We start from the raw sequence: 25,988 nt of genomic DNA, 5'->3' as shown, positions 1-25,988 counted from the left end.
TGGGGTCAGTACCAGTCCTGGTCCGTCAGTTCGGCGTACACCCGCTCGATCCCTTCGCGCAGCCCGATGCGGTGCTGCCAGCCCATGGCGTGGAGCTTGTCCACGTTCATGAGTTTGCGGGGGGTGCCGTCGGGCTTGCTGCGGTCGTGGGTGATCTCACCTTCGTAGCCGACCACCTCCTTGATGGTTTCCGCCAGCGAAAGGATGCTGAGGTCTTCTCCGGTACCGACGTTGACGAAGCCGGCGTCGCTGAAGTTTTGCATCAGGAATACACAGGCATCGGCCAGGTCGTCGGCGTGGAGGAACTCCCGCTTCGGCGAGCCGGTGCCCCACATCACCACTTCCTTGCGTCCTTCTTTCTTGGCCTCGTGGAACTTGCGGATCAGGGCGGGCAGCACGTGGCTGCTTTCCAGGTCGTAGTTGTCGTTGGGGCCGTACAGGTTGGTGGGCATCACGGAAATGAAATCGCAGCCGTACTGGGAGCGGTAGGCGTCGCAGAGTTTGATGCCCGTGATCTTGGCGATGGCGTAGGGCTCGTTGGTCGGCTCCAGGGGGCCGGTCAGCAGGGCGTCTTCCGTCAGGGGCTGGGGAGCCATCTTGGGGTAGATACAGGAAGAGCCGAGGAACTGCAGCTTTTTCACGCCGTGTACGCGGGCGGCCTCGATGACGTTGGCCTCGATCATGAGGTTGTCGTAGAGGAATTCCCCGCGGTAGACGTTATTGGCCAGGATTCCCCCCACCTTGGCGGCGGCCAGGAATACGTAGTCGGGGCGCTCCGTGGCGAAGAACTCCTGCACGGCAGCCTGCTGCCGGAGGTCCAGCTCACGGCTGGTCCGGGTCACGATGTTCTCGTACCCCAGGCTGCGCAGCTTGCGCACCAGGGCCGAGCCCACCATGCCGCGGTGGCCGGCTACGTAAATTTTCTGATCGGGATGCATGGCGCTCACTTAGTCCTTGGCGCCGACGGGGCGGCGGCCAATGCTGTCGTAGTAGAATCCGGCCTCTTCCATCCGGCCGGTGTCGTAGAGGTTGCGGCCGTCGAAGATGATGGGGCTCTTCAGCAGCTCCTTCATCCGCTCGAAGCTGGGGGTGCGGAACATGCTCCACTCGGTCACGATAGCGAGGGCGTCGGAGCCTTCCAGGGCTTCGTAGGGGTCGCCGCAGAAGGTCACCTTGTCGCCGTAGATGGCACGGACGTGCTCGGTGGCTTCGGGGTCGAAAGCGCGGATCTGGGCACCGGCTTCCAGCAGGCGGTCGATGGTGTAGAGGGCGGGCGCCTCACGGATGTCGTCGGTGTTGGGCTTGAAGGCCAGTCCCCACAGGGCGATGGTGCGGTTCGACAGGTCGGTGCCGAAGTAGTCCTCGATCTTGTCGGCGATGCGGAAGCGCTGCTTGGTGTTGACGTCCATCACCGCGTTCAGGATGCGGAAGTTGTAGTCGTGCTGTCCGGCCGTATGGGCCAGGGCCTGTACGTCCTTCGGGAAGCAGGAGCCACCGTATCCGACGCCGGGGAAGAGGAAGCGCTTGCCAATGCGGGTATCACTGCCCATTCCGCGGCGAACGGCGTCCACGTCGGCGCCGGCCTTTTCACAGAGGTTGGCGATCTCGTTCATGAAGGAGATCCGCGTAGCCAGGTAGGAGTTGGCGGCGTACTTGGTCATCTCGGCCGAACGCAGGTCCATGAAGATGATCGGGTTGCCGCTGCGCACGAAGGGTTCGTAGAGGCGGCGGAGTTTTTCCTCGGCCTGGGCGCTGTCGGTACCGATCACGACGCGATCGGGCTTGAGGAAGTCGTCCACGGCTACGCCCTCCCGCAGGAATTCGGGGTTGGAAACCACGTCGAAGAGGCTCTCGTCCAGGTTCTCGGCCAGGGCGGCGTGTACCTTTTCGGCGGTGCCCACGGGCACGGTGCTCTTGTCGATGACGATGGTGTACTTGGTGATGATCTTCGACAGGTCCTTGGCCACGCCGAGGATGTAGCGCAGGTCGGCCGATCCGTCCTCACCGGGAGGAGTGGGCAGGGCCAGGAAGATGATATCGGAAGCATCAACGGCTTCCTTCAGGTCGGTGGTGAACTTGAGGCGGCCCTGCCGCTGGTTGCGCTCGAAGAGCACGTCCAGGTCGGGTTCGTAGATCGGCACTTCGCCGTTCTGCATGCGCTTGACCTTGGCGGCGTCGATATCGACGCAGACCACTTCGTTGCCGGTTTCGGCAAAACAGGTTCCGGTCACGAGTCCTACGTATCCGGTCCCGACTACTGCAATTTTCATAGTGTAGGGGAGTAAAGTGAGTTAAGTGGGGTTGGTTGAATAGGGCGGGGGCGCGGGTGCCGCGCTCCATCAAAGAGCCGGGCCGTCAAGGGATTAACGCGCGGACCCCGGTGTTATTTTTTGTTTGCGTCGGCCTTGGCCACGGCTTCCCGGAAGTAGGGGAGGGTGCGGCGCAATCCTTCCTCACGGCTGACCTTCGGCGACCAGCCCAGGAGCTTCTTGGCCAGGGTGATGTCGGGCTGCCGCACCTTCGGGTCGTCGGTGGGCAGGGGGCGGCGGTCCAGGTGGGCATCGGGGTTGCCGACCAGTTCCATGATTTCCTCGGCGAACTGCATGATGGTGGTCTCGTCCTGGTTGCCGATGTTGACCGGGTGGGCGTAGTCGCTCATGAGCAGGCGGTAGATGCCCTCCACGAGGTCGTCCACGTAGCAGAAGGAGCGCGTCTGGCTGCCGTCGCCGAAGACGGTGAGGCCCTGGCCGCGGATGGCCTGGCTGAAGAAGGCGGGCAGTACGCGGCCGTCGTTGAGCCGCATGCGTGGCCCGTAGGTGTTGAAGATCCGTACGATCCGGGTTTCCAGTCCGTGGAAGGTATGGTAGGCCATCGTCATGGCTTCCTGGAAGCGCTTGGCCTCGTCGTAGACGCCGCGGGGGCCGACGGGGTTTACGTTACCCCAGTAGTTCTCCTGCTGGGGGTGCTCCAGGGGGTCGCCGTACACCTCGCTGGTCGAGGCGATCAGCATCCGGGCCTGTTTGGCCTTGGCCAGTCCCAGCAGGTTGTGGGTACCCAGGCTGCCTACTTTCAGGGTCTGGATCGGCATCTTGAGGTAGTCGATCGGGCTGGCCGGGCTGGCGAAGTGCAGGATGTAGTCGAGATCACCGGGGACGTGGACGAACTTACTGACGTCGTGGTAGTAAAATTCGAATTCCTTGAGCGGCATCAGGTGGGCGATGTTGTCCATCGAGCCGGTCAGGAGGTTGTCCATCCCGATGACCCGGAAGCCCTCCGCGATGAATCGGTCCGAGAGGTGGGAACCGAGGAAGCCGGCGGCGCCGGTAATTAAGACTGTAGGCATACTGGGGGTTCTTAGAAATAAGCGGTTCGGGAGCCGGAAAGTTTTTCCTTAACAACGAGTTGTCAAAAGTACTCACCTAAAAGCAAAACCAGGGGAGCGACGGGCTCCCCTGGTAACATGAAGGTGACAAGTGTGTCTTTCCGGATGTGTCCTTTAGTCCAAAAAAGGGGGTTGTTTATTCGAATACCACCTTTCGCGAGACGGTCCCGCCGGTTTCCGTAGCCAGGCGCAGGTTGTAGGTTCCCGAGGGAAGGCGGCTGGGGCGGGAGAAGAGCATGTGGTCCGACTTGCCGTCGACGGCAATCTCGTTGGCCAGCACCAGGCGGCCGCGGGAATCGAAAAGGGAGTAGCGCAGGCGGTTCTTGTCCGGGCTGCCTACATTGATGTAGACGTCCTTGCTGGCCGGGTTCGGGAAAGCTTCCCCGAAGGTCCAGCCCTCGCTGGTAGAATCGGTGTTGTCGGTGACCGTTTCGTTGCACTTGCCGGCCAGGGGCAGGTACTTGAAATCCTGGTGCAGCATATTCTTCACGCTGAGGGCCGGGACGTCGAACCAGTCGACCAGAATGGAGCCATACACGTCGCGGAAGTCAAACTGCATGGGAACACCAGCGCCCTGGTTTACGTCCTTGTGGACTTCCACGTTGTCGCCCATGATGCCTCCGTTGACACAGCTGCCGAAGAGGAACATGGGGCCGGCGGTGCCGTGGTCGGTACCGAAGCTGGCGTTGGGACGGATGCGGCGACCAAATTCGCTGAAGGTCATGCCCATCACGCGGTCGTCCTGCTTCTGGGCGACCATGTCGCGCTGGAAGGTGTCGATGGCTTCGCTTACCTGACGGAGCAGGTCGGCGTGGGCCCCGATGGTGGTGTTGGCTTCAACCTGCTTGGCGTGGAGGTCGAATCCACCCAGGTAGACGGTGTAAACCTTGGTCTTGAGTCCGCCGCTGATCATGCGGGCTACCTTTTGCAGCTGGACGGCCAGGGGGTTGGAGTTGCCGGGGTAGGGGACGGCGTTCTTTCCCTTGGCTGCAGCTTCCTTGATTACGCTGTTGTAATCGTTGGTCTGCTGCATGGTAGTCTGAATGAACTGCAGCTCGCTGCCGTAGCGGTCGTTGGACATCATGTCAGACATGGTCCCGGACAGTTCGGTGGTGTTCAGCGGGTCGTTGACCGTCTGGCTGAAGTTGATCTGGGCACCCTCACAGGTGGGGTGGGCTACGTTGCCGATCGAGATGGCCGGGGGGTGGGGCTGAGCGGCGCTGGGGAAGCCGGCGGGGTAGCCAGGGTACTGGGTATCCAGGTAGCGGCCCATCCAGCCGGTGTTCAGGAATTCATCGGCCTTGGAGGCTGTGGTCCAGATGTCGGTCGACCGGAAGTGGCTGCGGTTCTGGTTGGGGTAGCCGGCGCTCTGGACGATCTTGAGGCGACCGTCCTTGAACATGTTGGCCATTCCCGCCATGCTGGAGTGGAGGGCTACCGTATCGGTGATCTTGTGGGTCACGCTCTCCTTCAGGTAGAGCAGGGGCCGTACGGCGGTGATGCCGTCGTACTGGTCCAGGGGAATTACGGTGTTGAGGCCGTCGTTGCCGCCGAACAGGTGAACGATGACCAGGATCCGGTCAGATTCGGGGTTTATAAGGGAGGTAAACCGGGAACTGTTGGCCTTCATGCCCGGCAGGGGCATAATGGCAGGAATGGTAAGGGCGGCCGCGGTCTGGAGGAAATTTCTACGTTTCATGGTAATTAGGGTTTTACTGGAGTTGGAATTCACCTAAGGCAAAAAGGTCCACAAAGAATCGGGCCATGCGGCTTTGGATGGGTTTCGCGTAGTTGTCGTTACCCGGGTTCGCGAGAAAGTCGCGGCAGCTCATGGTCCATTCCTTGTCCTCCAGGCCACCCATAATGGTTTCCCTTAGCGCGGCAATTTGTTGAGTTGAAATCGGACGAGGCAAGAAAACAAGAACGATCTCGTCGATCAAGGAGTTGATGTCGGTCGGGTTGGTAAAGTCCTTCAGGAAGGAGTAGTAGTCAATACTGAGCCGCGTACCGTTGATGTGAAAGTCACCATCGATGATCGCGGTGGAGATCTGTACCCGGCGCTGCATCAGGGCGGGGCTGATCCAGTGGCGGTAGAACTGGGGGGAGTCGTAGTAGGCTTTCCAGCCGGAGATGGTGGGCGGGTCCAGAAACTCCATGCCCAGGTCGTACATGTAGTCGGCGTACTTGCCCCCCAGCTCGTAGCGCATCCGCAGGTCCTGCATCGGCTTGTCGTGCCAGAACTCGCGGAAGGGCCGCACGATGCTGCAGAGGAAATCGTGGGGGTTCTTGATGATGGCACCGGTGTGGGCCGCCTCGTAGAAGTGCTCGGAGCTCAGCAGTTGCTTCAGTACCGGCTTGATTTCGTAGTTATTATCGCGCAGCGTCCGGGCCAGGGGCTCGATGACCTGGGCTTCAATGGTCGGGTTGATGTCGTGGAAGACAAAGTAGCGGTAAAGCTCCCGGCAGAAGTGGAGGGCGGCGGCGTCCTGCTTGAGCAGGATGTCAATGATAACCTTGTATTCCTCGGCTCCGGCATTCTTGATCACCTGGCTGCCGAGGCGGGGGCTCAGTTTCTTGTCGCCGGTGTCGTGGTCGCTCGAATCGAAGTAGCTCTCGACGGGGGTGTTATCCTTGGCGAAGCGGTAGGGCTTGATCTTCCAGCCGGTGAGGGCCCGCGCCAAAGCGGCCACGTCATCTTCCGTATAGGTGGTGTAATCACCCGGGCCAACCTGAGGGCCTTTGCCCAGGGTGAACAGCTCCATGAGTTCCCGGGCGTAGTTCTCGTTCGGGTTCTCCTTGCTGTTGACGTCGCCGTTCAAACACCGCAGCATGCGGGGATCTACCGTGATCTTCTGCAGCAGGGTGCGGAAGTTGCCTACGGCGAACTCCTGGTACAGGCGAATGTCTTTGTACATGGCCCGGGGATCCGAGTTCGGGGCCGAGATGGAAAAGTAGTTCAGCCAGAAGAAAGACATCCGCTCCTGAATGTTGGAGGGGCGGTCGGCCTGGACCATATTATTGTAGTACCACCCTTTCAGGGAGTGGCTGCGGTACTGGTTCTTTCCGAGGCAACTCTTGTCGACCCAGGTCTCGCCCATCTGGAGGTACTCGTCGTCGTCCGTACGGTACTTGACGGGGGGGGAGGGAATGGGGGCTTGGGAGAGCAGCAGGTCCAGGGTGCGGCTCAGGCCGTCACGCTGGGCGCGGTTGATTTCATCGATTCGTGGCCCGAGGACGGTGCGGCGAAGCAGGTGCGCTGCTTTTTGGCGGTCCCAGGTTCCAGAAAATGGGGCTAAAGAGACGATAGCCGTTGAAAACCGTTGACTAGACTGGTAGGACAAATCACAGGTATTTAATAATGTAGAACAATCAGGTGAGTCCTGTACGGCTTGCGTCGTACAGATCTAATCAAGAGAGTTATGCAAATTGGAATACCGTGTGACTACAAAAAAGTCTGATGCTCAGGTGTCTAAGCGGCAGCAAAACTACAGGTGTCCACAGAAATTTGCAAACCGAAGGCGGGCAATTTTGTGCGGACAGCAGTTTCGCTTCCACGGGAAAGCTCATTTCCCCCCGCCCCCAACGCCCGGAATGTAAGGCTGCTGTTGGGCTGACGGGGTGGGTCAGTGTCGTGTATTAAACTGAACAAACCCTAAAAATATTTTTTACGCGGGCAAACATTTTTTTAAAAGCCCTATTCAAACTGGTTGCGAACGGCAAATCCTTCCCGTTTCAGGAGCTGATCCCGCTGGAAGAGGTCGATGTCGGCGCGGACCATTTCCGAGCACATCGAGGCCAGGTCGTAGGTAGGTTCCCAGCCCAGCTTCGTGCGGGCCTTGGTGGGGTCGCCCAGCAGCAGTTCCACCTCCGTGGGGCGGAAGTAGCGGGGGTCAACGGAAACTACGGTGGTTCCTACCGCGAGGGGGAACTCGGGGTTGCGCACCTCGGAGATTACGCCGGTTTCCTCGGCGCCTTCGCCGCGGAATTCAAGTTCTACGCCTACTTCCCGGAAGGACATCCGGACGAAGTCGCGGACGCGGGTAGTGATGCCCGTGGCCAGCACGTAGTCGTCGGCCTGATCCTGCTGCAGCATCCGCCACATGCCTTCCACGTAGTCCTTGGCGTGGCCCCAGTCGCGCTGGGCGTCGAGGTTGCCCAGGTAAAGGTGGTCCTGCAGGCCGAGGGCAATCTTGGCTACGGCGCGGGTGATCTTGCGGGTCACGAAGGTTTCCCCCCGCAGCGGGCTTTCGTGGTTGAAGAGGATGCCGTTACAGGCATACATATTATAGGCCTCGCGGTAGTTCACCGTGATCCAGTAAGCGTACAGCTTGGCTACGGCGTAGGGCGAGCGCGGGTAGAAGGGGGTGGTCTCCGACTGGGGTACTTCTTGTACCAAACCGTACAGTTCCGAAGTGGAAGCCTGGTAGAAGCGGGTTTTTTCCGACAATCCCAGCAGGCGGATGGCTTCCAGCAGGCGGGTCGTGCCGATACCGTCGGCGTCGGCGGCGTATTCCGGCATGTCGAAGCTGACCTTCACGTGGCTCATGGCCGCCAGGTTGTAGATCTCGTCGGGCTGCACCTCCTGGACGATCCGCACCAGGTTAGTGGAATCGGTCAGGTCACCGTAGTGCAGGATCAGGTTGCGGTCCGAGACGTGGGGGTCCTGGTAGAGGTGGTCAATGCGGTCGGTATTGAACTGGGAAGCCCGTCTTTTGATGCCGTGGACCTCGTATCCTTTCTGGAGGAGAAGTTCGGTGAGATAGGCGCCGTCCTGACCGGTAACCCCGGTGATGATTGCTTTCTTGGCCATGCCTTAAGTTACGATTTAATGGGGTGAATGCTCTGTTTGTGATAAACGCGAAGGAAAAGGTCTTCGTAGGCGTCGATGAGGCGCTCCTCGTCGAATTGGGTAACGATGGTCTCGGCACTTTTAAGGTGCCGGGCCCGTAATTCAGGATCGGTAATGAGCCGTTCCATGGCCAGGCTGAGGGCCTCCGCGTCGCCGTTGGGTACGGACAGCCCGGCCTCGCCCACCAGTTCGGAGAGGGCTCCGTCCCGGGATACGATCAGGTTTTTGCCGGCCGCCATCAGTTCGGTGGCCACTCCGCCAAAGGGTTCCTCCCAGGTGGAAGGCAGCACGGCAATGCGGCAACGGTAGAGGGCGTCGATGAGCGCCCGCCCGGTCAGCATACCCGTGAAGCGGACGCTGGACGCAAGTCCGGCCGCCTCCACACGGCGCTCCAGCGTGGCGCGCTCCGGGCCATCGCCAATGATGCATAGTCGGTAGGCGCCGTCGCGGCGTTCCTGCAGGCGGATGAAGGCGTCGATGAGGACGTCTACTCCCTTCTCCGAGATCAGGCGGCCAAGGAAGAAAAAGTCGTAGTCGTACTGCCCGTCTACGTTGCGGGCATCCGCAAATTTAGAGATCGGGAAGGGGTTATGGATCCGTAGGTGGTTCGCGAGGGGGTGGCGGTCCTTCATCCAGTCCGAGATGGCCACGTTCGCCCGCACGACCCGGTTGGCGTACAGCCGCAGGGCCATCACCTTCAGGATGCCCCGCAGGGCGTACCCCGGGTGGCCCCGCTTCAGGTGATACCAGAAGGAGGGCAGCGGCCGCAGGGGGGCCGGGCCGTGATCGTACCAGCCGGCGCCCTCGATGCACGATACCTGATAGCCATCGTGACGCATGACCACCGGACGATCGACGACCAGGGTATAGGGGGCGATGTAGAGGCTGGCACCGTTGCAGAATACGAGGTCGGACCAGCGGACCCAGTCCAGCAATTCGCGGGGTGAGGCCCGGCGAACCACCCGAAAGGGTTCGATATCGGGCTCGGGGCTCGGTATTGGGGTGACCACCACTACCTCATGGCCGCGATCCGTCAGGTGACGGGCCGTGTTGAGGGCGAGGGTTTCTATCCCCCCGACCATCGGCTTAAAGACCGGGGTGGAGAGTAAAATCTTCATAGCAGTGGATGGGAGTAACAGCGGGTTTGGATTGCACTTTTCCGGCCAATAGGGAAAAAGGCAGCCCCCGCGGCCCGGAAGCCAAAGCTGTTTCCGGGGAGTCGGGGGGCAGGGCCCAAACCGTTGGGAATAACATTACGGCAGCTGGCCAGCAGGCCTTTGGTGCCTTGATGCGGAGGGAGGTAGAGGTTTACAGCGCGTTCTCTTCCCCTTTGATGGCGTTGTAGACGGTCATGACCACGCAGCGGATGTCCATCAGGATGCTCCAGTTCTCCAGGTACCACACGTCGTACTCCACCCGCTTTTCCATTTTCCAGACCTCGTCCGTGGGGCCACGGTAACCGTTGATCTGGGCCAGGCCCGTCACGCCGGGTTTCACCTTGTGGCGGATCATGAACTTGTCGATCAGGCGGGAGTATTCTTCCGTATGCTTGATCATGTGGGGGCGGGGGCCCACCACGGACATGTCGCCGAGGAAGACGTTGATGAACTGGGGGAATTCATCCAGGCTGGTCTTGCGCAGGAAGGCGCCCACCTTGGTGATGCGGTCGTCGCCGCGGGTGGCCTGCTTGTCGTCGGCGCGGTCGTTCAGTCGCATGGAGCGGAACTTCCACATCTTGAACACCTTGTTCAGGTAGCCCGTCCGCTCCTGGCGGAAGAAGATGGGCCCGGGGTCCTCGCGGTAGATGGCGATGGCCACGATGGGCATGAGGATGGGGAAGATGAAGAGGATGACGAAAGTGCTCACCACGAGGTCAAAGGTCCGCTTCAGCACCTTGTTGCGCAGGGCGGTCAGGGGTTCCTCCTTGAGGGTGAGCATCGAGAGGTCGCCGAGTTGCTGGCTCTTGTAGGTGCGAGGGAAGAGGGTGGTCTCCCGGGGAGCGACTTCTACGTCGATGAACTGGGTTTCGCAGATGCGCATGATCTCCCGCTCCTCGTCCAGGGTCAGGTCGCTGTAGAAGAAGATCAGCTTGTCGATGTTGGGCTGGCTGCTCAGGTAGTCCTTCAGGTCGGCGTAGTTGCCGATGTTGGTCACGTTGGCGTGGGGCGTATTGCCGAAGCGGCCCACCAGCTCAGCGCTGCCGGGGAAGCAGTAGTCGAAGGCCTTGAACAGCTGTTGGAGGTTTTCGGCCTTGCCGCCGACCACCACGTAGCGGAACTTCTCGAAGGGGCTTTCCTCCCGGACCCGGTGGAAGACGCGGCCGGTGGAAATGAGAATCAGGGCCAGGCCGTGGGCCAGCAGAATGAAGGGGGTGTGGGGTGCCTCACCCAGCACGTTGTAGTAGAACAGCGAGGTGAAGGCCAGCAGGAAGATCAGGATCTTGAAGACCTTTGACAACTGTTGCTCCATCCTGACCCGCTCGTACCAGCGGTAGGCATTGAAGTACACGCAAAGCCATCCCCAGGCAATGTTGACGAAAACGATCAGGGCCAGGTTGCGGCCGGTCATCGCGCTGCTGTAGTCCAGCATCCCGTAGGTGATCAGGCTGGCCAGCAGGAACGATAGGTTGATCAGGAAAAAGTCGGTAGCAATCAGGTCATAGCGGTGTGGTGTCGACCGCAGCTCCCTCGATCTCGAGGCAGCGGTTAGCTGAGAGGTGAATTCCATGTGTTGTGTTGTTTAGTGTTCTGTGTCAAAATCTGTCTAAAACCAAAAAGAATATTACGCTTGTCCAATTGCTCGGCGGCAAAGGTGCGGGCGCCGCGGTAATTCGCTTCGCATTCGCCCGCTAAAATTTTTCTCAATCCGTTTTCCAGGGCACTTACGTCCTCGGGGGCCACCAGGGTTCCGAGATGATGCGTCTGCACCAGGTCATGCAAGGTAGTCCCTGCTTCGGCCGTGATCAAGGCGTGCCCACCCACTGCCAGGATATTGGTCAGTTTGGAGGGCATTACCAGATCCGCGGCCGCCTTTTTCTGGAGGACCAGGTGGACATCCGCGGCGGCCAGGCTGGCGGCCAGGCGTTCGAGGGGCTGCAGGGGTTTGAAAATCACGTTTGAAAGTTCCATCCTTTCAGCTTCCGCCACAAGGCGGGCCTTAGCACCCCCCTCCCCGATAATCAGGAAGGTGAGACGTGGAACGTCGCGCATCCGATCAGCGAGTAGAAGAATGTTTTCCAGCCCCTGTTTTTCACCCAGGTTGCCGGCGTATAACACAAGGCGATCGTTATCGCCAAAACCCCATTCTTCACGCGCGGAATCGGTCCGCGATACTGGGTATACAAGATTACCATCCACCCAGTTCGGGAACATGATGATTTTATTTGCCGGGATGCCCTTCTGCAGGATTTTCCGTCGCATGCCGTCGCTGATGGTCGAAACGGCCGTCACGCGGTTCAGCAGCCAGCGCTCGCTGCGCTCCAGCAGCCGCAGCAGGCCGTTCTGCCGGATGATGCCGAGGTCGCGGGCGGCGTCCACCTGGAGGTCCTGGATGTGGTTGATCACCGGGGTGCCGCGGAGCCAGTGGTGCACCAGGGCCGGGAAGCCAAGGTGGAAGGGTGGGCTGACGCAGATGATCGCGTCGTAAGACCGGAAGTAGCGGGGGATCCAGTAGCGCAGTGAGCTGAGCACGAAGCTCATTTCGTGGAGGATGCGCCGCATTCCGGTTACCTCCTCGGGTACGTAGAGGGGGCAGCGCAGCACCCTTACCCCGTCGACGGTTTCCTGGCGGAAGGCGTTGGCGTACCCTTCCTTCACCTTCCAGTGGGGGTAGTACGGCGGGGCCGTGATGACTTCCACCTCGTCGCCCTGGGCGGCAAAGTAGGTTGCCATTTCACCCGAATACTTACCAATGCCGGTAAGCTCCGGGGCGTAATTGATGCCGTAGATTAGTACTTTCACTACTTACTGCCCTCCGGTATCAAGCCGGGAAGGGATTAAAGGCCAGCCGTTGCGGGCGGGCTAACTGGGATTTACTGTCAAACCACCGGCATCGCCGCCGGCAACTCTGTTCCTTATAACCCGGGCAGGAGATCCCATACAGATCTTGCCGGGCGGTAGGTCCTTGAACACGGAGGATCGGGCCCCCACCAGGGTGCCGTGGCCTATCGTGACCCCCGGAGCAACGTAAACGTCGGTTGCTATCCAGCACTCCGCGCCTATATTAATAGGGCGGCTGTAGATGGCAAAGGCCGTACTCGCGGGGTCATGGCTACCGGTACAAATATAGCTCTTTTGGGATACAACGGCGTGGGCCCCGATGCTTATCTCGCCCAGGCTGTACAGTACCACGTCGTCGCCGATCCAGGCGTATTCGCCGATCGAGACTTTCCACGGGAACTGGGTGCGTACCGTGGGCCGGATGACGGCCCCCCGGCCCACCCGGGCACCGAAGGCGCGCAGCAGCCACCGCCGCCACCCGTAGAGGAACTGGGGGGAGGGCCGGAAGAGCAGGGCCTCCACGATCCACCACAGTTGTACCACCCAGCCCGGGCGGCCCCGGAAATTTTCGGGCAGCACGAAGGTGCTCAGGTCTTGGTATCGTCGCTGCATATCAGACGGCCGCCGGTTCCTTGTTCAGAAAAACGTTGACGTCCAGCCCGTACTTGTCCTGGACCACCACGTCGAGGGGGCGGTGCTTCATCTCCTGCTTGATCTCGAAGATGGTGGAATCCACCAGGAAGCGGAACCAGAAGCCCTGCAGGAAGTGGAAGATCAGCCCCTCCTTCCCGTCCAGGAAGCCCAGTTTGATGATGTAGCGGTGGAAGAGGTAGAGGAAGCTGCGCAGGAACAGGGGGGAGCGCTGGAAAACCTTGCTCTTGAGCCACCGCTTGCGCTCGATGGGGTTACCGGTGAGCTTGGCCTTTACCTCCCCGGGCTCCCCTTCGGCCAGGATGGACTCCACGGCCTCGAAGACGGCCCAGCGGGCGTGGCTGACGGTAAAGTCGCGCAGGCTGCTCATCACGCCGTCCTCCAGGTCGGCGCCCTTGCCCGCCCGGGCGGTGCGGCCATCCACGACAAAGTGCTGGTCGTAAACCTTGTTCTCACAGTGGCCGAGGTGGCGGCGGTACAGGCGCAGGTGGTAAATGGGGTGGTAGCCGCCATGCTTGATCCACCGGCCCAGGAAGATGGCCCGGCGGGCAAACATGTAGCCGTCTACGGTACGGACCTCGGGGTCGAAGGAATCGTTCAGCCAGGTGACCATGCCGGGGGTCAGTCGCTCGCCGGCGTCCAGGTGGAGTACCCACTCCCCGTCGTAGGGGAGGTTGCTCTGGGCCCAGTTGCGCTGGGCGGCGTAGTTCTTGAAGGGGTGCTGAACGTAGGGAATGCCCCGCTGGTCCAGGATGTCCAGCGTGCGGTCGGTGGAGTAGGAGTCCACGACGAATACGGGGGCTTTCACCCCGGCCAGCGAGTTCAGCAGGTTTTCAATGTTGGCCTCCTCGTTAAAGGTGAGGATAACGATGGTCAGGGGGTGGTACATGAAATCAGTTTTTGGTAGGCGGCCTCCCATTCACCGACGTTGGCGTGAATGCTGAATTCCTCACGGGCCAGCCGCAGGGCATTCTTGTTCATGACCTTCATTCGTTCGGGGGAAATAGTATGAATATGCTCGATGATGCGCAGCAGGCTGTCGGAATCGTTGGGGATCCAGTAGCCGGCTTCGTGCTTTTCCAGGATTTCCCAGGGGGTGCCGGTCGAGGCGACGGCCGGAGTGCCCTGGGCCAGCCCTTCCATCACCACGATGCCGAAGTTCTCGGTATGGGAAGGCATGAACGTAAACCAGGCCGCGGCCAGCAGTTCCTCTTTCTCCCGCCCGTCGCGGTGGCCCAGGAAGCGGATTTTGTGGGTCAGGCCCAGGTCTTCTACCTGCTTGACCAGCCCACGGCCGTAGTCGTTGTAGTAGTCGCCGACGATCTTGAGGGTGAACTCACTGTTCAGGAAGGTGGTCGACCGCGACATGGCCTCGATCAGGTTCTCGATGGCCTTCTTCGGGTCGATCCGGCCGATGTAGAGGAAGTACTTTTCCTTGTTGGTCACGATTCGCTCGGGGAGCTCCATGTAGTTCGGGATCTGGATCACCTTGGAATCCTGGCCGAAGTTGTTGCGGATGTAGGTGGTTTCCGCATCACAGGTGGAGTGGAACCAGAGCAGGTCCTTCTTTACCAGGGTATTGATGAGCTTGATCATCATCGCTTTCCGCTTGGGGGACCGCAGAAGCATGGGCGGATCCAGGTCGCCGCGCGAGGACCAGAGCATGGGCTTGCCGTAGAACCAGGAGTTGATCACCGCCATCAGGAGGGAGGCCGGGTAGGTGATCATCGAAAGGTGAAGTACATCGGCTTTGGCCAGCTGTCCCACGGCCCGCCGCACCAGGTTCAGCGGCAGGTAGTGGTGGGGGTTGCGGGTGTAGATGATGGTGCCGTAGTCCGTGTCCAGCCAGCGGTCGCGGGGCATGGGCAGGCCCTGGCCACGGTCGGTGGTCGAAATGGTGGGCTGGTGCCCCCGGCGCGTCAGGGCCTTGGTGATCCAGTACACGGTGTTGTCTGGACCGCCCGTCTGGGCCGGATAAAAGCTTCCCGCAGGAAAAAGAATCTTGAGTTTTTTCAAAGCAGACTGGAATATAGGTCAAGGTAACGGTCGGCGATGGCCTCAATGTGGTAGTCCGCGACGTTCTGTCGCCCGCGTTCGATGAGCTGTTTTCGGTAATCAGGTTGTTGGATCACCCGCAGGATGCCTTCACGGATGGAAGCCGGATCGAGGGGGTCGACCAACTCCGCCCCCCCGTCGCCGGCCACCTCCCGGTGGGGGGAGAGGTCGCTGGTCACTACGGCCCGGCCGGTAACCTGGGCTTCCAGGATGGGCAGGCCGAAGCCCTCGTAGGTAGAGACAAAGGCCAGCAGGTCACAGTCGGTGTAGCGTTGCCGCACGGCCTCGTCCGATAGCCCGGTGGCCCAGTGGAAATCAACACCGTTGGCCTCCAGGGCCGCCAGGTCGCCGGATGAGGGCTGACCGATGATCTCCAGGCGGCAGGGGACTCCGGCCAGCGCCTCCGCCAGCCGGGCCAGGTTCTTGTTGGGCTTCACGCCGATCTGGAGGATGGTCGGGCGCGAATCGTTGAATTCCCGGGGGTGATGGGTAAAGGCCGGGTCCACAAAATTGGGGATCACGTGCAATTTGGAGCTTCCAACACGGGTAAGGTCCAGCAGTTCGCGGCGGGTCTTCTCGGAGATCACCGTTACGGCGGCGGCCCGCCGCGCCGGTCCCTCGAAGATGACCCAGCGGTAAAACCAGTAGCGGGGGTGCCAGCGGGGGTAACGCAGCAGGGGGTTGCAGTCGTGGATGGTAATCACCGTGGGGCCCCGCAGGGCGAAGACGATGGAATTGACGTCGCCGGTAATGTGGTGTACGCACGGCCCCTCGGAAGTGGAACCCTGCACCTGCGCCCGCGCCCAACGGTTGTTGGTCCGTACGTTGCCCAGGGTATTGTTGTATTCGGGGAGCTCCAGCCGCCGCACGTCGAGGCCCCGGGCGGCAAACACCCCGGTAAGCTGGTCGAACAACCGCTCGATGCTGAAGGCCGTAGGGTAGGCCTTGCGGTAAAAAAGGTTAAGCCGCATAGGTCCCCGTTTCTTCCACCGGATCGTTGAAGCTGGCCACCAGTAATCCGGCCGTGATGATGGCGAAGCCCAGGGCGGTGGGTTGCGACCAGTTGGCCGTAATGATCTGTATCAATCCGACGCTGGTCAGCAGCCACGGTAAGGGGCGGCGGGTGAAGACGTAGAATACGCTCCGCACCGCGCAGTGGACGGCGAGAATCACCCGGGTGAATACCGTGAGGATCCCGAGCAGGGCGCCCATTTCCCCGATGATGCGCCCCCATTCGCCTTCCGCAACGAGGAAGGTGCTGGAGGAACCCGTCAGCAGCGTGGCCCCTACGATGGTGCCCTTGCCGAGCCCCTGCCCCCAGAAGGGCAGCTCGTCCGCGCCGCCCACCGCGCTGATCATGCCGCCGATGAAGCGGTCGCCGAGGGTGCCCTCCAGTCCACCCTCCGAAAGGCTGGCCTTGGTGAAGCGGTCGGCGAATACGGTGATGCCGTTCTGTACGAAGTCGAATCCGCTCAGGATGAGCAGCAGGACGGGCAGGACCACCGCCGCGATGCCCAGCCGGCCCACGGCGCGGCCACCGCCCACGAGGCTGCCGACCACGAAGAAGAAGGCCGTGATGACGAGCTGGAAAAGATACCCCCGGCTGATGGCGAGCGGGATCGCCACGAGGATGCCCACGCTGGCGGCCACCAGAATAAGGAAGTTGACCTTGCGGGTGGCCTGCCAGAAGTAGAATACGAACACCGAGGTGAGGCTGAAGAACAGGGTCGTACCATTGGTGAAGGAAAAGGTGCCTGGCGGGCGGAAGTATCCCATGGCCCCGTCGAAACCGCCGCCCTCGCCCCCGCCGACGGCCCGGTTGACCCAGGCGGACTGCGGGCTGTAGAACTGCAGGGCGATGAGCACCGTCATGAAGGGCGCCACCCAGAGCAGGAAACTGCCCATGCGCTCTACGTCGCTGCGGTCAAAGATCTGCCCCATAACGAAGATCAGGGGGAAGTGCAGCACCGTGATGCGCATACCGTAGAGGGCAACGAAGAGGTTCTGGTGACCGTCCAGGAAGGTCATCAGGAACGAGAGAATGGTGGTGAAGAAGATCACCAGGGTATAGGGGTTCAGCAGGCGCAGGTGGCGGTTGGCCGCTTGCAGCAGGATGAGCAGCGCCAGGGGGTCCCGCACGATCAGCAGGGGCGCCTGCAGGGCGGGCAGGAACCACTTCCGCAGCGCGCCCTCGAAGAGCAGCAACAGCAGGTACAGCCACATGAGCTGCTTCAGCAGCCGGTGCTGGCGGTCCGTAACGCCGGCCTGTACCGGCAGGGGCTCGTGCAGGGTGGAGGTGGTCACGATACGGTAGAAGGTAGCAATTCGGAAAGCTCCCGGGCAACGGTGCCGCCGTAGGCCGGCCAGGTATAGGCCGCGGCGTGGCGGCGGGCGGCGGCCGACATCCGGGGCAATTCCTCGCGGTGGTCGTGGAACCACTGAATGGCTTCGGCGATGGCCCGTGGAGAACGGATGGGTACGAGGATGCCCGTTTCATCGGGAATCACCAGGTCGGCACCGCCGGTATTCGGGGTGATGATGACGGGCAGGCCGCGACTCATCGCCTCCTGCATGACCAGGGCGCGCCCCTCCACGATGGAGGGCAGGCAGAAGACATCACAGCTGGCCATCAGCTCCAGCACTCCGGCGTGGGGCCGCGTGGCTTCGTAGGTGAAGTCGGGGTATTCGCGGCGGTAGAATTCCATGGGGGCCTGCAGGCTGCCGAGCACCACCAGCTCAATGCCGGGGTGGTTCAGCAGCTTCATCGCCTCGAAGAGGTCGCCCAATCCCTTGCGCTGCCCCATGGAGCCCACGAAGAGCACCCTCAGCTTGCCGCCGCTTCTGGAGGGGGGCGCGGCCGCGGGTTCCGTGGGGGAAACCGGAGAGCCGAAGGGGGAGACGATCCGCCGCTTGTCGGCGGCCCAGTCGGGCAGGGAGTCCATGACGAAGGAGCCGGGGCCCACGACTACGTCGGCCAGTTCCAGTTCCCGGGTCTTGCGGTCGAGTTTTTGCTGGCTGTCGCGGATGCCGCCGCCCAGGGTAGGAGCCCAGTCGGGGCGGCGTTCGGCCTCTTCGCTGATGAGTTCCCGCAGGGTTTCCCAGTAGGCAATGGGCAGGTCGTATACGCAGGTCAGGCCGCGTTCCTTGGCCGCCTGAAAGGATTCCAGGGCGCCGTCCTCGTAGGCGTAGACCGCCGTAGCCTCCTGGGAAGCGCGTACGTCCTCCGCCACCTTGCGGTCGAGGGCGTGGTAGATGTGGTCCACGCTGAACATCCCCGTCTCGTGGGCCGTGAGGGACTTCAGCCCTGCGCGGCCCGCTGCCAGGCGGCCGAGCTCCCTCCAGGGGTGCTGCCGGGTGTAGGGACTGAGCTCCGGCCGAAAGCGGCGGCGCTCGAATTCGTGAAGGGGGGGCAGCTGGCCGATCTTGTCCCAGAGGTTGCCGGGGAAACTCGCGATCGAGGTGTGGAACCGCAACAGGAGATTCCGCTCCTGCAGGCCGTCGAGTACGGCGCGAACGTTGGCGTTACCGGTGGGGTGGGATACGATGATCATAGGGTGAGACTGCTTAACGCCGCCGGTGGGCGGAATCGGAGGTGCTGTGGTGAAGGTCCTGGCCGGCGGTGAGGCCCAGGTCGTCCCCGAAGCGCCGGGCCACCCCCGCGGGCGATATGGGGTGGGTATCCAGGGCCCGAGCGGCGTGGGTCGCACCCGCCAGCCCCTCGGGGGTGAAGGTTTCGATGACCGCCGCAGACAGCCCCGGCGTGAAAAAAGGGGTGGCATGCTCCGTGCGGTAGGGCGCCGCCACGGGAACGCCGTGGTGAAGGAAGGCCGCCACGGTGCCGCTTTTGCCGATGAGGTGATGGTCCACGGGGGTGATGCCCAGGTCGAGGGCGTGGAGTTCCCGGCTGAGGGCACCGGGTGACAGGAAGCCCGGAGCCACCAGGCTGGCGTTCGGAAATTGGCCGGCGAGGGTCTGCCGGGGTTGTTCCACCTTGGCCGTCCCTCCGCCCAGAAGGCGGATTTCAAGCCGTCGGCCACTGGCGGTAAGCCAGGATTCCAAGTCGCGGATGAAAGGAATCACCCGCTCGGGAATGAACTGGCTGAAAAAGCCCAGCCGGAAAATATCGACGGGATGCGCCGCAGCCGGCCCGCCGTCGGTTGACTGCGGAAGGATGTTCGCGAAGAGCGGCAGCGGCAGCGCCGCAACCCCCAACCGCCGCAATCTCTCCTGGTAGCCTGGTATGTGGGTGTGCACCACCCCGGGCCGGAGGGTGGTCGCCGCGATCCGCACCGCCAGCCGCTGCAGGGCGGATACGGCGGTTGCCTTCGGGGTGAGCAGACCACGGTGAACGATCCAGAGTTCGTGGAACATGATGTGCCATTGGCCCCGGTGTCGTAGCCGGCCCAGTTGCCGGAGGAAGGCGAACGGCAGTCCGTAGGGACTGAATGAATAGGGCACGTACTGCAGGCTGAGGTAGTCGGGGTTGAAGTCCTCGATGGCCCGCTGCAGCAACCGCGCCCGGTCTGCCCCTGGTGTATGATAGGGGATGCGCAGTACGGGGATGCTTTCCCTGCCTTCGGGTTGCTGCTCTTCTGCTACGGCGGAGATTCCCTTGTCGTGGGTCGCCACCAGCAGCACCCCTTTACCGGCCGCGACGAGTTCGGCGGCCAGTTTGCGGGTATAGTCTCCCACCCCGTCTTTGCCGGGTACCAGGGAGCCACACAGGAAGAGCAGGCGGTGGGTCACGATTATCCGAGGCTCTTGTAGTAACGGCCTCCGAAACGGAGGGCCTTGCACAGCCGCTGCATCTTGCGCACCTGGCTGTCGGGGACCGGCCGCAATTCCGAACCGTTGACGTTCTGCCAGAAGATCAGGTCGGAGTCGCGGGGCGGCTTGCCGTTGAAAAACTCCCGGGTGAACTTGCGCGTCCAGGGTTTCGGGCCGATGGGGTGGTGCATCAGCCGCAGTCCGTAGATGAATCCCATGGCTTCGGGGCCCATCAGGGAGAGGGGCTGTTCGGTGATCATCATGGCCAGGTTCAGGGAGTCCTGGTTGGTACTCAGCACAACGGCGGTGCGGTCGAATACCCGGAACTCATTCATGTTCCCGCTGTGGGGAGCCAGGAGGGCGAAGGCGTCGTTCCAGTCCTGGATGAACGACTTGGTCTCCTGCGTCCAGCCCAGGAAGCCGCTGTTGTAGTAGTCGTCGAGCTGGTTGGTGATCCGGCGGCCTCCTTCCTCGGCGATGCGGGCCCACTTCTGGCGGATGGGGTGGCGGCGGTTGAAGACGAAGTTCACGTCGCCGCAGATGGCCACGCCTTCGCGTACCCACTCCCCGAAGAAGTTCATCCGGGTGTTGATGACGATGTCCGAGTCGAAGAAGAAGTACTCCGTGGCTTCCGGCGCCAGCACCTCGGTCACGTGGAGGAACCACTTCGGCTTTTCGTGCACCATGTGCAGGCTGCCGTTGAGCTCGACGAGCTCCACCTCCACCCCGCCCGAAGTGGTGAACGACTGTCCGTTGCGCGAAGCGGCCAGGGGGGGCAACCAGTCGGGCAGGGCCTCACGGTACCCCACGATGACCTTGTCGACGTAGGTGCCGTGGTGCGCCATGGAGTTGAGCAGGGCGGCCAGGCCAAGAAAGTAATCGCGCTCGGCGAGGGTAGTCATTATCTTCATACAGCGGAATAAACGGGGGTCAGGTACCTGCGGCGGTGGGGGTTATACAGTGGTGGGGACCGTCTCCTCTTCCTCCACGCCCTCGTTGCGGACCAGGGTGCGGTAGAGAAAGTCAACGATTCGGTAGGCAATGATCAGGATGGCGGAGTACACCGAAAAGAGGATTACTCCGGTCAAGGTGGTGTAGTCCACGAGGAAGTAAAGAACGGAAACCTGGCTAATAATGGTGGCCGCAATGAATAGGTAAGGATTAGGGATGATGCCCCGGGAGGAGGACATCACGTGGGCAACCCCACTGATGAGGGTCAGGCAGCTGCCCAGCGTCATCAGCACCACTTCGGTCTCCAGGTCCTGGTACTTGCTGCCCAGGATCCAGAGGAAGAGGTCGGGGAAGAGGTAAACCGCCCCGACGATGAAGCCCGACAGCACCAGCAGCAGGCCCAGCACCTGGAAGAACCGCAGGATGATTACCCGGCGGACGGCCGGCAGGCGGGCGTAACGCGGCACGATGAGCATGTCGATCGACAGGCGGACCAGGGTGAGCAACATCATGAGCCGCGACAGGGCCCCGATCTGGGCAATGCTTTCCGTGGTGCTGAAGATGGCGATCAGCCATACGGTGATCTGACCCGAAATACAGTAGTAGATGCTGCCCGGCAAAATGCGCTTCACGGTCTTCATGATGCGCTTCCGGTAGTGCTCGCTGCTGCCCGTCTGCCAGTCGGCTTTCTTCAGGGACAGCTTGCGGAACTGGAGGTTGCCCCTCACCTGGCTGGCCCCGGAGGCCAGGATCGCCACCGCGGCAAAGGGAAACAGGAGGAGGCTGGGGATGGTGATCAGCAGCCGCAGCACATTGATCTGTACGTTGACCTTCAGCAGGTCGTTGATGTCCTGGTGAAGCTTCGGGACGGTCTGCAGCAGGGAGCCCGACAGCTGGGCCCAGAAAGTGGGGGTGAGGCAGAGGATCAGCAGGACGGACTGCCACCACACCACGCCCTGCTCCTGTAGCAGGTAATAGAGGATGGGCACCGACACCAGCAGGCTGCCCACGGCGAACTGCTTGCGCATGTGCATGCCCGTGGCCAGGATCTTGCCGAGTTCGGGCTTGTCCCTCCAGTTGCGACCCCCTTCCGACATGACGCCGGTGGAGATGCCGCCGTCGGCCAGTACCGTCATGGTGCCCAGCATCGTATTGGCCAGGGTGTAGTATGCGTACTGGTCGGTGGAGAGGATGCGGATGATGAAAATACCGCAGATGAATCCGGCCCCCTGGATGAGCAGCTGCGCCCCGCCCGTAACGCTGAGGAGCTTGCCCCACTTTACCAGTCGGGGAGCACGGGCCGCAAGTTTGGACAAAGACTGCAATCGGAAGCTATTCGTAATAACCGTAGCCGTAGCCGTAAGAAGATTTAGGATCGATGCCGTTGATGACCAGGTTGACGCGCGGCATCTTGCCGGCTTCCACCATCTCGTTGATGTAGCCCGTACTCTTCTTGGGCGTGACCCCGACCCGGGTGATGAAGAGGGTTACGTTGACCAGGTCCTTCATCAGCAGTCCGTCGGTGACGATGCCTACAGGCGGGGCGTCCAGGATAACGATGTCGAACTCCTGCCGCAGGCGGTGGACGAGATTGGTCATCCGCCCTTCCATCAGCAGTTCGGCCGGGTTGGGCGGCAGGGGACCGCTGGTGATGAGGAAGAGGCCCTCCTGGTTGGTAGGGCGGATGATGTCCTCGTAGGCTGACTTGCCAATCAGGTAGTTGGACAGACCCTCCGCCTTGTGGTCGATGGACTCGTCGGAAACCATCTCGGCCAGGCGCGGCTTGCGCATGTCGAGCCCCACCACTACGACCCGCTTCTTGGACAGGGCCAGGGCCGCGGAAAGGTTGGTGGCGATAAAGCTCTTGCCCTCCCCGCTGACGCTGGAGGTGACCAGGATGACCGACGACTGTTCGCTGGGCAGGAGGAAACCCAGGTTGGTGCGCAGCAGGCGGAAGGCCTCGGCGGCACCGGTCCGGTTGGTCTTGGTCACGATCACGGTACCGTGGTTCGGGCTCTTGATGATGCGGCCGACCACGGGGTAGGGCATATGTTTGACGATCTCCCGCTCCGTACCGATCGTCGTACCCAGCAATTCCCGCAGGAAGATCAGGCTGCCCGGGATGAACAGTCCCATGCCGATGGCCAGCAGGTAGATGGCCGGCTTGTTCGGGGAAATGGGGGAGGAGCTGCTCGTGGCCCGGTCAATGATGCGGGTGTTGGGTACCTGGGCGGCAATCGACAGCGCGGCCTCTTCCCGCTTTTCCAGCAGGAACATGAATAGGTTCTGCTTGATCTCCTGCTGACGCATGATCTGCAGCAGCCGCTGCTCGTTGCCGGGGATGCGAGTCATCTGCGCCTGCAGGGGCCGGATGCGGCCCTCGATCTTGGATACCCGCTCGTTGGTTTCCCGCAGCAGGGCGTTTACGCTGCGCAGGATGCTGCGCTTCAGGTCGCTCAGCTTCTCGTCGAAAGTGGCCACCATGGGGTGATCCGCGGTAACCGTCTCCAGCCGCTGGTCGCGGCGGAAGATCTGCTCGTTGTATTCGGTGATCAGCTGGGCGAGCACCCCGGAGATGATTTCCGAGGCCACGGGCAGCATCTCGAATTCGTCGCTCGCGGTCAGGGTGTTGCGGATGTCCTCGATGAGTTCCCGCCGGACCTGCAGTTCGGACAGCTGGGCGTCGGCCTCGTTCATCTGCGCCAGGTAATTGGCCCCTTGGGTCTGGATGTCCACGCTCAGGTTGGCGCTGCGCTTGAAGCTGGCTACGTTGGATTCCACTTCGTAAAGTTCATCCGTCACGTAGTCGAGGCGCTCCTCAAGGAAGCTCAGGGTTTGCCCCCCGGTCTGGCTCTGTTGCTCCACGATCTGTTGCTCGTAGACGGACACCAGGGCATTCAGGATGTCCCGCGCCTTTTCCGGGATCGGGTCGCTGCAGTAAAGGGTGACCACCCCCGACCGCTCCACCTGGTTTACGCTCAGGGAGCTGCTGTAGCCGGAAGCTACCCGGGTGGGGTTCATGACGTTGACCTCGTAGATGGAGGCATTGTCCTGGGGCGGGTCATCCTCGGATATGGTAAGGGCAAATTCCCGGTTCCCGATGGGGAAGGGTTCTCCGTAGCTGAGGCTGGTGGTATCTCCCGCGTACCGGATCAGGGAGAAGGTGTTCGGATTGTCGAAGCGCACCATCACGCTGCCGTACTCTATCGGTTCCCCCTCCTCGGCCAGGGTGTCGAGCAGCACCAGCCCGAAGTTCTTCGGGTTGTAGATCTCAACGTTCCTTACTGCGCCCTGGTGGACGTAGCTGATGTCCAGTCCGAGCAGGTTCACTACCCGTTCCATCAGGTACTTGGACCGCAGCATGTAGATCTCGTTGTCGATCACGTAGGTATTCTCGAAGCCCAGTTGCTGGGAGATAACCTCCTTGGACAGGCCGGCCTGCCCACCCGACTGCTCCTGGATCAGCATCGAGGTCTGGGCCAGGTACACCGGGGTGGTATAGCGCAGGTGCAGCCAGGCCGCTCCGACGCAGGCCGCAATGGCCAGGACGAACCAGTACCAGTTGCGCTTCAGCCGGTTGAACAGGGAAGTGTAGTCAAGCTGGACGGCGGGCGCGAAGTCCTGCTTGCCCGGGCCACCGGTCCGCCAGTTCTGCGGGGCTATTTCGTCGGGGTAGTTTTTCATAGCGTATTGATGATCTTGGGCCGTAGCGCGGGGACTAGTTTCTGCTGGCCAGTGCCACGACGAGCGTGATGGCCGAAAGGATGGGGCCCAGGTAGGCGAGCACGCGCTGCCCCGGGTCGGAGATCGTTGCCGTACGGGCCCGGATCGGTTCCACGTATATGACGTCGTTCTGCTTCAGATAGTAATACTCCGAGTTGAAAACTTCGTCGGTCTGGAGGTTGATCCGCTGAAAGCTGCGCTCGCCGTCCTGCTCCCGCACCACTAGGATGGAGGAACGGTTGGCGTAGTCGGTAAGGTCTCCCGCCATACCCAGGGCTTCCAGGATGGTCACCCGGGAGTTGGACATATTGAGGATGCCGGGATTGCTGACTTCACCCAGGATGGTCACCTTGAAGTTGAGGAAGCGCACGTTCACCACGGGGTCCCGCAGGTAGGTCTTGAGCTTGCCCCGGATGAGGAACTGGAGGGATTCCACGGTTTGCCCCGCCGCCTTTACCCGTCCGAGCAGGGGCAGGTCGATGTAGCCGTCCTCATCCACCAGGTAGCCCTGGAACAGCTGGATGTTCTGGTTGCTGGCCTGGGAGACCCCCGTCATCTCACCCCCCTGGTTGAAGGGCAGGGCGGCTTCGGGATCGATGCTCTCCACGTCCACCCGCAGCAGGTCCTTGGCCTGGATCTTCACCTCCAGGGCATTCTCGATCTCGGTGGCCTGCCCCCGGGGCGCGCGGATGTCTTCAAAGTTCACCAGCTCCTGATAGGAGACACAAGCCGGGAGGCTGCACAGGAGGTAGGCAATGGCCAGGAGGTAAAACGGGGGGAAGCGCATGATTCGAAGTGAGTGTGTTCGGTGAAGTTAGGATATTCTCGATACGCCTCCGGCCTCCATGTGTCGAAGCGACACAAGTTCAGAACCTCCGGCCCGGGTTGGCAAGCGTACCAAATTCATTGGGGAAGACGGGTGCAGCCTTCCGTTTCTCGTGGGTTTTTCAGTATTGTGGCCCGCCAGTCTCCCCGGTGAATAGGGCGCCTGTGGTAAGTGATAAGGTGTAGCCGGACCGGATGAAGAGCTTCGAATCTTGCAGGGTAGGATCGGGAATAGTTCCGAACTCCCGTCGCGATGGGAAGGGGATGCAAGCGCTTACACAAGTAATCGACCTTGACGGTGAATACAACGGATGGGGGCAGGACTGTTGTATGGCCACGGGGCAAAAAATCGTAGTGGCGGATTGGTAGGGCACCGGTGTACGTCCTTGATACATGGAGGGTTGGGTTCGTTGTGGCGGTGAGCTTCAAAAGCACTCAGTACCTGTAATGATCCATGATCAACCTGGCCGTAAACTGTCCTGGGCGGCCTGCACGGTAAAAGATAGGGCAAAATTACTGCGGCAGGAGGGGTTCTGCAAATGGGCGCGTCCGCGGGTGCCGCCGGCGGTCGACAACTCCGGGGCCGGCAGTGGCCCGCGGGCCGGCCCGTGGGGAAAATATGGTGGGGTGGGAATGGAATTGACTAAACGTTAAAGTTTCCGGTTTTGCCCCCTGGTCAGTAACTTTAGCTAGTACAAGGGGATTATAGGGTGACCTCAACACCGGAAACGGAACGGTATGATGCCGGTGAGGACATCTCATAACCTCGACTGAAATCTATGTTTAA

At 61.4% G+C, this 25,988-nt stretch carries 20 protein-coding genes; all 20 read right to left on the bottom strand.

Annotation, left to right across the window (positions count from 1 at the left end; all coding sequences use genetic code 11):
* Nucleotides 1–5: 5 nt before the first annotated feature.
* The 20 genes from fcl to CGL56_RS11145 all read right to left on the bottom strand — a co-directional run bounded on the left by fcl (nucleotide 6) and on the right by CGL56_RS11145 (nucleotide 25,163).
* Nucleotides 6–938 carry a GDP-L-fucose synthase gene (fcl, locus tag CGL56_RS11240; RefSeq protein ID WP_099106858.1) on the bottom strand — a complete coding sequence of 311 codons (933 nt, stop codon included), beginning with the start codon at nucleotides 936–938 and terminating at the stop codon, nucleotides 6–8.
* A gap of 9 nt (nucleotides 939–947) precedes the next feature.
* Nucleotides 948–2,270 (bottom strand): UDP-glucose dehydrogenase family protein, encoded by a 1,323-nt coding sequence (locus CGL56_RS11235; RefSeq protein WP_099106656.1) that lies wholly within the window; start codon nucleotides 2,268–2,270, stop codon nucleotides 948–950.
* 113 nt (nucleotides 2,271–2,383) lie between these two features.
* The gene (locus tag CGL56_RS11230) at nucleotides 2,384–3,343 is read right to left on the bottom strand and encodes a UDP-glucuronic acid decarboxylase family protein (RefSeq protein ID WP_099106655.1); all 960 of its coding nucleotides are present in this window, start codon (nucleotides 3,341–3,343) and stop codon (nucleotides 2,384–2,386) included.
* A 175-nt stretch (nucleotides 3,344–3,518) separates the two neighbouring features.
* Nucleotides 3,519–5,081, bottom strand: coding sequence for a DUF1501 domain-containing protein (locus CGL56_RS11225; RefSeq protein ID WP_099106654.1), 1,563 nt, complete (start codon nucleotides 5,079–5,081; stop codon nucleotides 3,519–3,521).
* A gap of 13 nt (nucleotides 5,082–5,094) precedes the next feature.
* A complete protein-coding gene (locus CGL56_RS11220; RefSeq protein ID WP_167641684.1) occupies nucleotides 5,095–6,723 on the bottom strand; it encodes a DUF1800 domain-containing protein in 1,629 nt (542 codons plus the stop codon).
* Between the two features lie 353 nt (nucleotides 6,724–7,076).
* Nucleotides 7,077–8,192: a GDP-mannose 4,6-dehydratase gene (gmd, locus tag CGL56_RS11215; RefSeq protein ID WP_099106652.1), complete on the bottom strand. Its 1,116-nt coding sequence runs from the start codon at nucleotides 8,190–8,192 to the stop codon at nucleotides 7,077–7,079.
* An 8-nt stretch (nucleotides 8,193–8,200) separates the two neighbouring features.
* Nucleotides 8,201–9,349 carry a glycosyltransferase family 4 protein gene (locus CGL56_RS11210; protein WP_099106651.1) on the bottom strand — a complete coding sequence of 383 codons (1,149 nt, stop codon included), beginning with the start codon at nucleotides 9,347–9,349 and terminating at the stop codon, nucleotides 8,201–8,203.
* A 190-nt stretch (nucleotides 9,350–9,539) separates the two neighbouring features.
* Nucleotides 9,540–10,958 carry an exopolysaccharide biosynthesis polyprenyl glycosylphosphotransferase gene (locus CGL56_RS11205; protein WP_099106650.1) on the bottom strand — a complete coding sequence of 473 codons (1,419 nt, stop codon included), beginning with the start codon at nucleotides 10,956–10,958 and terminating at the stop codon, nucleotides 9,540–9,542.
* On the bottom strand, nucleotides 10,937–12,190 hold the full coding sequence (locus CGL56_RS11200; protein ID WP_099106649.1) for a WcaI family glycosyltransferase: 1,254 nt from the start codon (nucleotides 12,188–12,190) through the stop codon (nucleotides 10,937–10,939). The genes CGL56_RS11205 and CGL56_RS11200 overlap by 22 nt, the downstream gene beginning before the upstream one ends.
* A gap of 60 nt (nucleotides 12,191–12,250) precedes the next feature.
* Nucleotides 12,251–12,841, bottom strand: a complete 591-nt coding sequence (locus tag CGL56_RS11195) for a putative colanic acid biosynthesis acetyltransferase (protein ID WP_099106648.1) — start codon at nucleotides 12,839–12,841, stop codon at nucleotides 12,251–12,253.
* Nucleotide 12,842: 1 nt separating this feature from the next.
* Nucleotides 12,843–13,769, bottom strand: a complete 927-nt coding sequence (locus CGL56_RS11190) for a glycosyltransferase family 2 protein (protein WP_167641685.1) — start codon at nucleotides 13,767–13,769, stop codon at nucleotides 12,843–12,845.
* Complete coding sequence (locus tag CGL56_RS11185) at nucleotides 13,754–14,896, bottom strand: glycosyltransferase family 4 protein (protein WP_099106646.1); 1,143 nt, start codon at nucleotides 14,894–14,896, stop codon at nucleotides 13,754–13,756. The genes CGL56_RS11190 and CGL56_RS11185 overlap by 16 nt, the downstream gene beginning before the upstream one ends.
* Nucleotides 14,893–15,906 carry a glycosyltransferase family 4 protein gene (locus tag CGL56_RS11180; RefSeq protein WP_099106645.1) on the bottom strand — a complete coding sequence of 338 codons (1,014 nt, stop codon included), beginning with the start codon at nucleotides 15,904–15,906 and terminating at the stop codon, nucleotides 14,893–14,895. The genes CGL56_RS11185 and CGL56_RS11180 overlap by 4 nt, the downstream gene beginning before the upstream one ends.
* Nucleotides 15,896–17,239: a hypothetical protein gene (locus CGL56_RS11175; RefSeq protein ID WP_099106644.1), complete on the bottom strand. Its 1,344-nt coding sequence runs from the start codon at nucleotides 17,237–17,239 to the stop codon at nucleotides 15,896–15,898. The genes CGL56_RS11180 and CGL56_RS11175 overlap by 11 nt, the downstream gene beginning before the upstream one ends.
* Nucleotides 17,236–18,486 (bottom strand): glycosyltransferase family 4 protein, encoded by a 1,251-nt coding sequence (locus CGL56_RS11170; protein WP_099106643.1) that lies wholly within the window; start codon nucleotides 18,484–18,486, stop codon nucleotides 17,236–17,238. Before CGL56_RS11170 ends, CGL56_RS11175 begins: the two co-directional genes overlap by 4 nt.
* A gap of 13 nt (nucleotides 18,487–18,499) precedes the next feature.
* Complete coding sequence (locus CGL56_RS11165) at nucleotides 18,500–19,681, bottom strand: glycosyltransferase (RefSeq protein WP_099106642.1); 1,182 nt, start codon at nucleotides 19,679–19,681, stop codon at nucleotides 18,500–18,502.
* Nucleotides 19,682–19,683: 2 nt separating this feature from the next.
* Nucleotides 19,684–20,613, bottom strand: a complete 930-nt coding sequence (locus CGL56_RS11160) for a hypothetical protein (RefSeq protein WP_099106641.1) — start codon at nucleotides 20,611–20,613, stop codon at nucleotides 19,684–19,686.
* Between the two features lie 42 nt (nucleotides 20,614–20,655).
* Complete coding sequence (locus CGL56_RS11155; RefSeq protein WP_099106640.1) at nucleotides 20,656–21,969, bottom strand: lipopolysaccharide biosynthesis protein; 1,314 nt, start codon at nucleotides 21,967–21,969, stop codon at nucleotides 20,656–20,658.
* A gap of 16 nt (nucleotides 21,970–21,985) precedes the next feature.
* Nucleotides 21,986–24,337, bottom strand: coding sequence for a GumC family protein (locus tag CGL56_RS11150; RefSeq protein ID WP_099106639.1), 2,352 nt, complete (start codon nucleotides 24,335–24,337; stop codon nucleotides 21,986–21,988).
* A gap of 34 nt (nucleotides 24,338–24,371) precedes the next feature.
* Nucleotides 24,372–25,163 (bottom strand): polysaccharide biosynthesis/export family protein, encoded by a 792-nt coding sequence (locus tag CGL56_RS11145; RefSeq protein WP_099106638.1) that lies wholly within the window; start codon nucleotides 25,161–25,163, stop codon nucleotides 24,372–24,374.
* Between the last annotated feature and the right edge of the window lie 825 nt (nucleotides 25,164–25,988).

It is taken from the genome of Neolewinella marina (assembly GCF_002631205.1).
GTDB classification, from domain to species: Bacteria; Bacteroidota; Bacteroidia; order Chitinophagales; family Saprospiraceae; genus Neolewinella; species Neolewinella marina.
Note: the sequence above shows the minus strand (reverse complement) of the source record. Positions and strands in the feature narration are given on the sequence as shown.